Genomic DNA, 6583 nt, shown 5'->3' with positions numbered 1-6583 from the left:
GCCTTGGCCGTGAGCCACAGGCCATTGAGGCGCCCGTGCAGGCCGAACGCGCCGAAGCGACCCGGCAAGACACGCCTCCTGCCGAGCTGAAGGCATCGAGACGGATATCGCGGCGCAGCGGGCTCGCGAGCGCGATAGCGATGGCCATGAACGATAACGTCGCTCGCCGGCTTCAAGCTGCTCGGCAACCGTAGTTGACCGGCCGGGCGGGTTCGATGCGGCCAGGCGGCCTCCATCCGTTGGGTGATTTGACGGACAGCTACGATAGCCCCTCCCCCATGCAACCGCTGTCGCGGTCCTCCTCTCCGTTGCGGCCCCTTCGGGGTGCATGATCTCGTTTCGGCTATCTCCGGTCTTTGCCGTCAACCAACGGATGGAGACGGCCATGACGAGCATCAAGGACACCTACCAGCGCATCACGGACACCATTGTCGAGCAGCTTGAAGCCGGCACCAAACCCTGGATCCGCCCCTGGCGCGGCAATGCCCGCCGAAGCTCGATCATCCCGCGCCGCGCGACCGGTGAAACCTACCGCGGCATCAACGTCATCATGCTGTGGGTCGCCGACCAGACGTTCGGCTACGAGGAAAACACCTGGATGACCTACAGACAGGCGCAGGACTTCGGTGGTCAAGTCCGCAAGGGCGAAAAAGGCACCCTTGTCGTCAAGTACGGCACGTTCACGCCGAAGGATCACGACGACGACGAAGACCGCGCGATTCCATATCTGAAGGGCTACACGGTGTTCAACGTCGAGCAGATCGAGAACTTGCCGGTTCACTTCTTCAGCCCGGCGGAGGAGTTGCCAACCAATCCTGTCCCGCACATCGAAACCGTTGAGGCCTTCATCAAAAATACCGGCGCAAAGGTCAGCTACGGCGGTACAAAAGCCTGCTATCGGCCGAGCACCGACGACATTTTGATGCCAGACCGGGAGCGCTTCGACACCGAGGTTCACCTTTATTCGACCCTGCTGCATGAACTCGGGCACTTCTCAGGTGCGAAGCATCGCCTTGCTCGCGATCTGACCGGCAGATTCGGCAGCGAATCTTACGCGGTCGAAGAGCTCGTTGCCGAACTCGCCGCTTCGTTTCTTTGCGCCGATCTGGGTGTTGCCCATGATCCGCGCGACAACACGGCTGCCTATCTGGCAAATTGGCTCGCCGTCCTTAAGAACGACAAAAGAGCCATTGTCACGGCCGCTGCGAAGGCGCAGGCCGCTGTCGACTACCTTACCACTCTGCAGCCGGCGGCCGGACTGGAAGCCGCCTAGCGCGGCTTTCCCAATGTGCTCTTTGATCGATCGACGGGCAGAGTTGCCCGTCGACACTCTTAAGTCGCCGGTAACGCAGAAAACCAGCTGTCAAGGCGGCTTTGCCGCCGCGACGGTTCGCTTTGACGGCCGGTTTTTACGGACCAAAGGGAGCTGCGGTAAGCGGCTGCCGGGGCTTCGTGGAGAATTCCAGTTGTCAGCCGTACTTTTCCACGTTTCCGTCAATGAAAACAATAGGGTAGGCCAACTATTGGCTCGCAAGTTGTAGGACAGGACGTTCGCGCGTTCTCGTTAACCTTTTGTTAACGCAATATTTCTTGCCGGATCGGATAGAATCGGGCGATAGTAACGATAATTTGGGGGGAAACCCAAAAATATCGTTCCTGAAGGGGTCAGCGTGCATGAACATCGCCGCTCACGTTGAAGAAGCCGGCTTCGCAGACACCATTCTCGACCAAGGCAGCGAGATTTCACGCAAGCTCGACATGCTCCGTATCGAGAAGTTTCCGCCGAATGCCCAGAAGACGCTTCGGCAGTTCTCGCTTGCTGAGGTAGCAGATTACATCGGGGTGTCCCAGAGCTACCTGAAGAAGCTGCATTTGGAGGGCAAGGGCGTGCAGCCGATTACGTCTTTGACGGGACGCCGATCGTACACTGCGGAGCAGATGAACGAGCTCAGGAGGTTTCTCGACCGCGAACCACGTCGCCGGCCAGGCGACAAGCTGCAGGTCCTCGCTGTCGTCAACTTCAAGGGTGGCTCAGGCAAGACAACGACTGCAGCGCATCTAGCGCAGTATCTCGCGCTCACTGGTCATCGCGTGTTGGCGATAGACCTCGATCCGCAAGCATCTCTCACTGCCCTTCACGGCATCCAACCCGAACTGGACCAAAACCCGTCGTTGTATGAGTCGCTGCGATACGACGACGAGAAGAAGTCGATCGTCGAGGTCATTCGGCCTACGAATTTTCCGAACCTGGACATCGTGCCCGCGAACCTGGAGCTTCAGGAGTACGAATACGACACACCCTTGGCGATGCAGAACAAGGGGTCCAATGCAGGGAAGATGTTCTATACCCGCATCGGGGATGCGTTGGCCGAGGTTGATGACCATTACGATGTCGTTGTCATCGATTGCCCGCCGCAGCTCGGATACCTGACACTGACGGCGCTGACCGCGGCGACCTCCGTTCTGATCACTGTTCATCCGCAGATGCTCGATATCATGAGCATGAGCCAGTTCCTGCTTATGCTCGGCGAAATCCTTAAGTCGATCGAGGGGGCTGGCGTGAAGGTGTCTCTGAACTGGTTCCGCTATCTCGTCACCCGGTTCGAACCTACAGACATACCGCAGACCCAGATGGTCGGATTTATGCAGTCCATGTTCGCGAAGCAGATGCTGAAGAACCACATGCTGAAATCGACCGCGATCTCGGACGCAGGGCTGACCAAACAGACACTGTACGAAGTCGAGCGGTCGCAATTCACTCGATCGACATATGACCGCGCAATGGAATCCTTAACTGCCGTAAACGGGGAGATTGCCGCTCTCGTCCACCAAGCATGGGGACGCAGGCAATGACCGTTCTGTTGTCAGCCGTACAATCGCGGGTTTTCGTCAACGATGACAATGACATGTTTCATTTTCGGAGAAGCTGAAGATGGCAAGGCGAGACGTGCTATTGGGCATAACGCAAGCGGAGACGACGAAGCCGGATCGCCAGGCGACCGCTGGTTACGCGACGCGTGGCGCCTCGCGATCGATGCTGTCTTCCATCGGTGAGCTTGCAGCCCAGGCGGCAAAGGCCGAGAGGCTGCTTGAAGGTGAAACGGTGGTCGACCTCGATCCCAGTCTCATTGACGGCTCGTTTGTTTCCGATCGCATGGAAGACGACGACGAAGCCTTCGGTGAATTGGTGGCAGCCATTAGGGAGAGGGGACAGGACAGTCCGATTCTGGTTCGGCCTCACCCCACGAAAAACGGACGCTATCAGATCGTATTCGGTCACCGTCGTGCTCGCGTGGCAAAACAACTTGGGAAACCCGTCCGCGCCGTTGTTAAGGAACTTCATGACAGGGATCATGTGGTTGCGCAGGGACAGGAAAACTCGGCACGGGCCAATCTGTCTTTCATCGAGCGGGCGGTGTTCGCACAGAATCTGGCGGATCTCGGCCATGACAGGGAAACAATTCAGTCAGCTTTGGCGATCGACGCTCCCATGCTTACGAGAATGCTCTCGGTCACAAAACGCATTCCAAATTCCATCATCCATGCGATCGGAGCCGCAAAAGGTATCGGCCGCGACCGCTGGCTTGATCTGACGTTGCTAATCGAGAAGCCGTCAAATCTGATGAAGGCTGAGGAATTTGTTGAGACCGGGGAATTCAAGTCGGCGGCAACCGATGACCGCTTCAACATCCTCTTCAATTTTCTAAAGACATCCAGAAAACCCAAGAAGGGGGCAGGTGCGTCCGCCAATGCCAAATCCTGGTCTCTGGCAGGCAAATCGGTCAGCGTGACCACGAAGGACACCGGGAATGCGTTCACAGTAGCTCTGAAGGCCAAGGACGCCTCCCGTTTCGGTGCGTACATTTCCGAGAACCTGGAGCAGCTCTATCGAGCCTTCAGGGAATTGGAAGAGAAGCAAACAGGAGACTGAACCGCAAAAGAAAAAGGCCCCCGAACGTCACCGTAGCGGAAGCCCTTCTCGTATCTGGACAATTCGAGAATCTCATTTCCGCGAATCAGTGTCAAGAGTTTTAAGCGTCGATTCGGCGGACGGATTTCTTTTGCCTAATTGAAGGCGAAGGAAGAAATGGAGACGGGTATTGCAACGACGCCCTTTGGGCGGCGGCCGATGTCGCTTGCCATGCTGGCAGCGCAAAACGAGTCACGGGAGATCCCCAAGGGCAGGGTCGTCGACAAATGGCAGATCTACCGTAACCTCTGCGAGGGCAAGAGCATCATCGGCATCGGCGATCGCGCCCTGGCCGTCCTGAATGCGTTGCTGTCATTCTATCCTGACAGTGAGTTGAGTGAGGAAAACGGCCTCATCGTGTTTCCCTCGAACGCACAGCTGTCGCTCAGGGCGCACGGCATGCCCGATTCCACCTTGCGGAGGAACCTGGCGGAGCTGGTGGATTGCGGTCTGGTCATCCGTCGGGACAGCCCGAACGGCAAGCGTTATGCACGCAAGGGCAGGGGCGGGGAGATCGAGGAAGCATTTGGCTTCTCGCTGGCGCCGCTGCTGGCCCGTGCTCAAGAGTTCGAGGCGGCGGCCGAGCGTGTTCGCGCCGACAACAGGGCGCTCAGCCTTATGAGGGAACGCATTACGCTACACCGCCGGGATATCCAGAAGCTGGTCGAGGCGGCCGTTGAGGAAGATGTGCCGGGCGACTGGGGAGATCTGTGGAGGCGTTTCCGCGCCATTGTGGAGACAATTCCGCGCCGTGCATGCATTGCCGAGCTTGAACCGATCGTGGCCGATCTGGCCGCGTTGCGTGACGACGTGGATAAGCTGCTGGAAATTCATATGGAATCCACGAATCCAAGCGGCAATGAGTCCCAAAGCGAGCGGCAGCAATCTGATTCAAATACCGACTCTATTTTTGAATTTGAACCTGCTTTGGAAAAAGGCAGGGCGGCGGCCGAGCCAAGGACGAGGACCGCAGAGCCGCCGAAAACCTATCCGCTGGGGCTGGTGCTGAAGGCCTGCCCCGAAATCGCGGACTACGCCGTCGACGGCATCGGCAACTGGCGCGATTTCATGATAACCGCCGCCCAGGTGCGGGGATATTTGGGCGTTTCGCCGTCAGCCTATGAGGATGCCTGCCATGTCATGGGTCAGGAAATCGCCGCAGTGGTGATTGCGTGCATTCTGCAGCGGGCACAGCACATCGATTCAGCTGGCGGCTATCTGCGCGTTCTCACCGAGAAGGCGAGGGCAGGGGAGTTTTCGGTCGGGCCGATGCTGATGGCGGCATTGCGAGCGAACGGCGCGACTGCAAAGATGACAGGTTGACCGTTGGCGGATCGGTTCGCGCTGATGCAGGGGCTTGTATGTCGCATCATGTGAGGCTATATTTTGCCTCACATGGAATGGAGCGTGAAATGCTAGCGTTCGGAAACGTCGCCGACGTATTGGGGCTGCCCGTTAAAGAGGTGGCGGCGCGGTCGCCTTTCGGGCTGATCTCCCGGATCGAGGATGGACTTCCGATTGGCGCACTTGAGCGCGTTGCGCATCTTCTGGCGCCTGGCGATGCTCAGTTCAAATACCGGCTGATCCCCAAGGCGACCTACGAGCGGCGCAAGGCGGTACATCGCCTCTCGTCGGACGAGGGCACGCGATTGGCCCGCGTCGCGCGCGTCTGGGGCCTTGCTGTCGATGTCTGGCAGAACGAAGAGGAAGCGCGCGATTTCTTGTTTCGGCCGCACCCGATGATTGAGGACAAGCGACCGATCGACGTCGTTATCATGAGCGAGTTCGGCGCCGAAATGGTGGTCGATATCCTCGGAGGTCTGAAGTACGGCAGTGCTGCGTGACGGCGCAGACTCTCGATCGCACGCTATCGTCCTTTCGTATCGGCGATCCGGCCGGCACCTACCCGATCTTCGATGCGACCGGCTCGACAATCGCGCCAGGGCGATGGAACACGCCCGGAAGTCCTATCATCTACACCAGCGAGCACTATTCGACGACCCTGTTGGAAAAGCTGGTGCATGGCAGCGGCCGACTGCCGCCCAACCAGCACTACATCGAAATCACGATCCCGCGCGGACTGAGTTACGAGGTCTTTTCCCAGCCGTCACTGCCCGGCTGGGATACGATGCCGGCGATGGTGAGCAAGGGATTCGGCGAAACCTGGTGTTTAGAACGGCGCAGCGCCATCCTGCTGGTGCCGAGTGTCGTGGCGCGTCTCGATTGCAATGTGCTGATCAATCCGGCGCATCCGGAGTTTTCAAGGATCCAGACAAGTCTGCACCAGCCCGTCTACTGGGACCGGCGGCTGTTTGGCGCGTAACGGGCTCTTTGTCCCTACAGCCCGCTCGCTTTTGTGAGATTGACACGAAAACAGTCGCGCCGACGTGGTATCTGCAGGTCATCTCGGCCGAGGCGTGGCCGAGTCCTGGAGCTGACGCCCAAGCTGTGATGTGTCGGATCGATCTGCGACTCAGACGATGATCCGCGCTGCCCGCCCGAGCGTGCGCTCGGCGTCATTGTAGTAGTTGGACGCCTGTTGCACCGAGCGGTGCTGCGACTGCTGCATGGCTTCGGGCAGCGGAATGCCGCGGCGGGCGGTTTCGGTGAGAT

8 protein-coding genes are annotated in these 6583 nt (G+C 58.7%); 7 read left to right on the top strand and 1 reads right to left on the bottom strand.

Going from position 1 to position 6583, the window contains the following annotated elements; genetic code table 11:
- The 7 genes from E5W70_RS29610 to E5W70_RS29580 all read left to right on the top strand — a co-directional run.
- Window positions 1-194, top strand: a 194-nt coding sequence (locus E5W70_RS29610; RefSeq protein ID WP_292664833.1) for a hypothetical protein, incomplete at its 5' end; no start/stop codon positions are given.
- A 191-nt stretch (window positions 195-385) separates the two neighbouring features.
- Window positions 386-1273, top strand: a complete 888-nt coding sequence (locus tag E5W70_RS29605) for a zincin-like metallopeptidase domain-containing protein (RefSeq protein WP_292664832.1) — start codon at window positions 386-388, stop codon at window positions 1271-1273.
- 401 nt (window positions 1274-1674) lie between these two features.
- Window positions 1675-2853, top strand: coding sequence for a plasmid partitioning protein RepA (gene repA, locus E5W70_RS29600; protein ID WP_292664831.1), 1179 nt, complete (start codon window positions 1675-1677; stop codon window positions 2851-2853).
- Between the two features lie 79 nt (window positions 2854-2932).
- A complete protein-coding gene (repB, locus tag E5W70_RS29595) occupies window positions 2933-3931 on the top strand; it encodes a plasmid partitioning protein RepB (protein WP_292664830.1) in 999 nt (332 codons plus the stop codon).
- Between the two features lie 156 nt (window positions 3932-4087).
- Window positions 4088-5293 carry a plasmid replication protein RepC gene (repC, locus tag E5W70_RS29590; protein ID WP_292664835.1) on the top strand — a complete coding sequence of 402 codons (1206 nt, stop codon included), beginning with the start codon at window positions 4088-4090 and terminating at the stop codon, window positions 5291-5293.
- Window positions 5294-5382: 89 nt separating this feature from the next.
- Window positions 5383-5814, top strand: a complete 432-nt coding sequence (locus E5W70_RS29585) for a DUF2384 domain-containing protein (RefSeq protein WP_292664829.1) — start codon at window positions 5383-5385, stop codon at window positions 5812-5814.
- Window positions 5811-6293 (top strand): RES family NAD+ phosphorylase, encoded by a 483-nt coding sequence (locus E5W70_RS29580; RefSeq protein ID WP_292664828.1) that lies wholly within the window; start codon window positions 5811-5813, stop codon window positions 6291-6293. Before E5W70_RS29585 ends, E5W70_RS29580 begins: the two co-directional genes overlap by 4 nt.
- Before the next feature lie 150 nt (window positions 6294-6443).
- Here the strand turns inward: E5W70_RS29580 and E5W70_RS29575 are convergent.
- Window positions 6444-6583: integrase (locus tag E5W70_RS29575; protein ID WP_292664834.1), on the bottom strand; the 140-nt coding region annotated here is incomplete at its 5' end.

The organism is Mesorhizobium sp. (genome assembly GCF_005063415.1).
In the GTDB taxonomy this organism is placed as follows: Bacteria; Pseudomonadota; Alphaproteobacteria; order Rhizobiales; family Rhizobiaceae; genus Mesorhizobium.
Note: the sequence above shows the minus strand (reverse complement) of the source record. Positions and strands in the feature narration are given on the sequence as shown.

Bases quoted from the DNA above. Each gene is read 5' to 3' on its own strand.
- E5W70_RS29605 (WP_292664832.1), top strand. From the start codon at position 386: ATGACGAGCATCAAGGACACCTACCAGCGCATCACGGACACCATTGTC.
- repB (WP_292664830.1), top strand. From the start codon at position 2,933: ATGGCAAGGCGAGACGTGCTATTGGGCATAACGCAAGCGGAGACGACG.
- E5W70_RS29585 (WP_292664829.1), top strand. From the start codon at position 5,383: ATGCTAGCGTTCGGAAACGTCGCCGACGTATTGGGGCTGCCCGTTAAA.
- repC (WP_292664835.1), top strand. From the start codon at position 4,088: ATGGAGACGGGTATTGCAACGACGCCCTTTGGGCGGCGGCCGATGTCG.
- repA (WP_292664831.1), top strand. From the start codon at position 1,675: ATGAACATCGCCGCTCACGTTGAAGAAGCCGGCTTCGCAGACACCATT.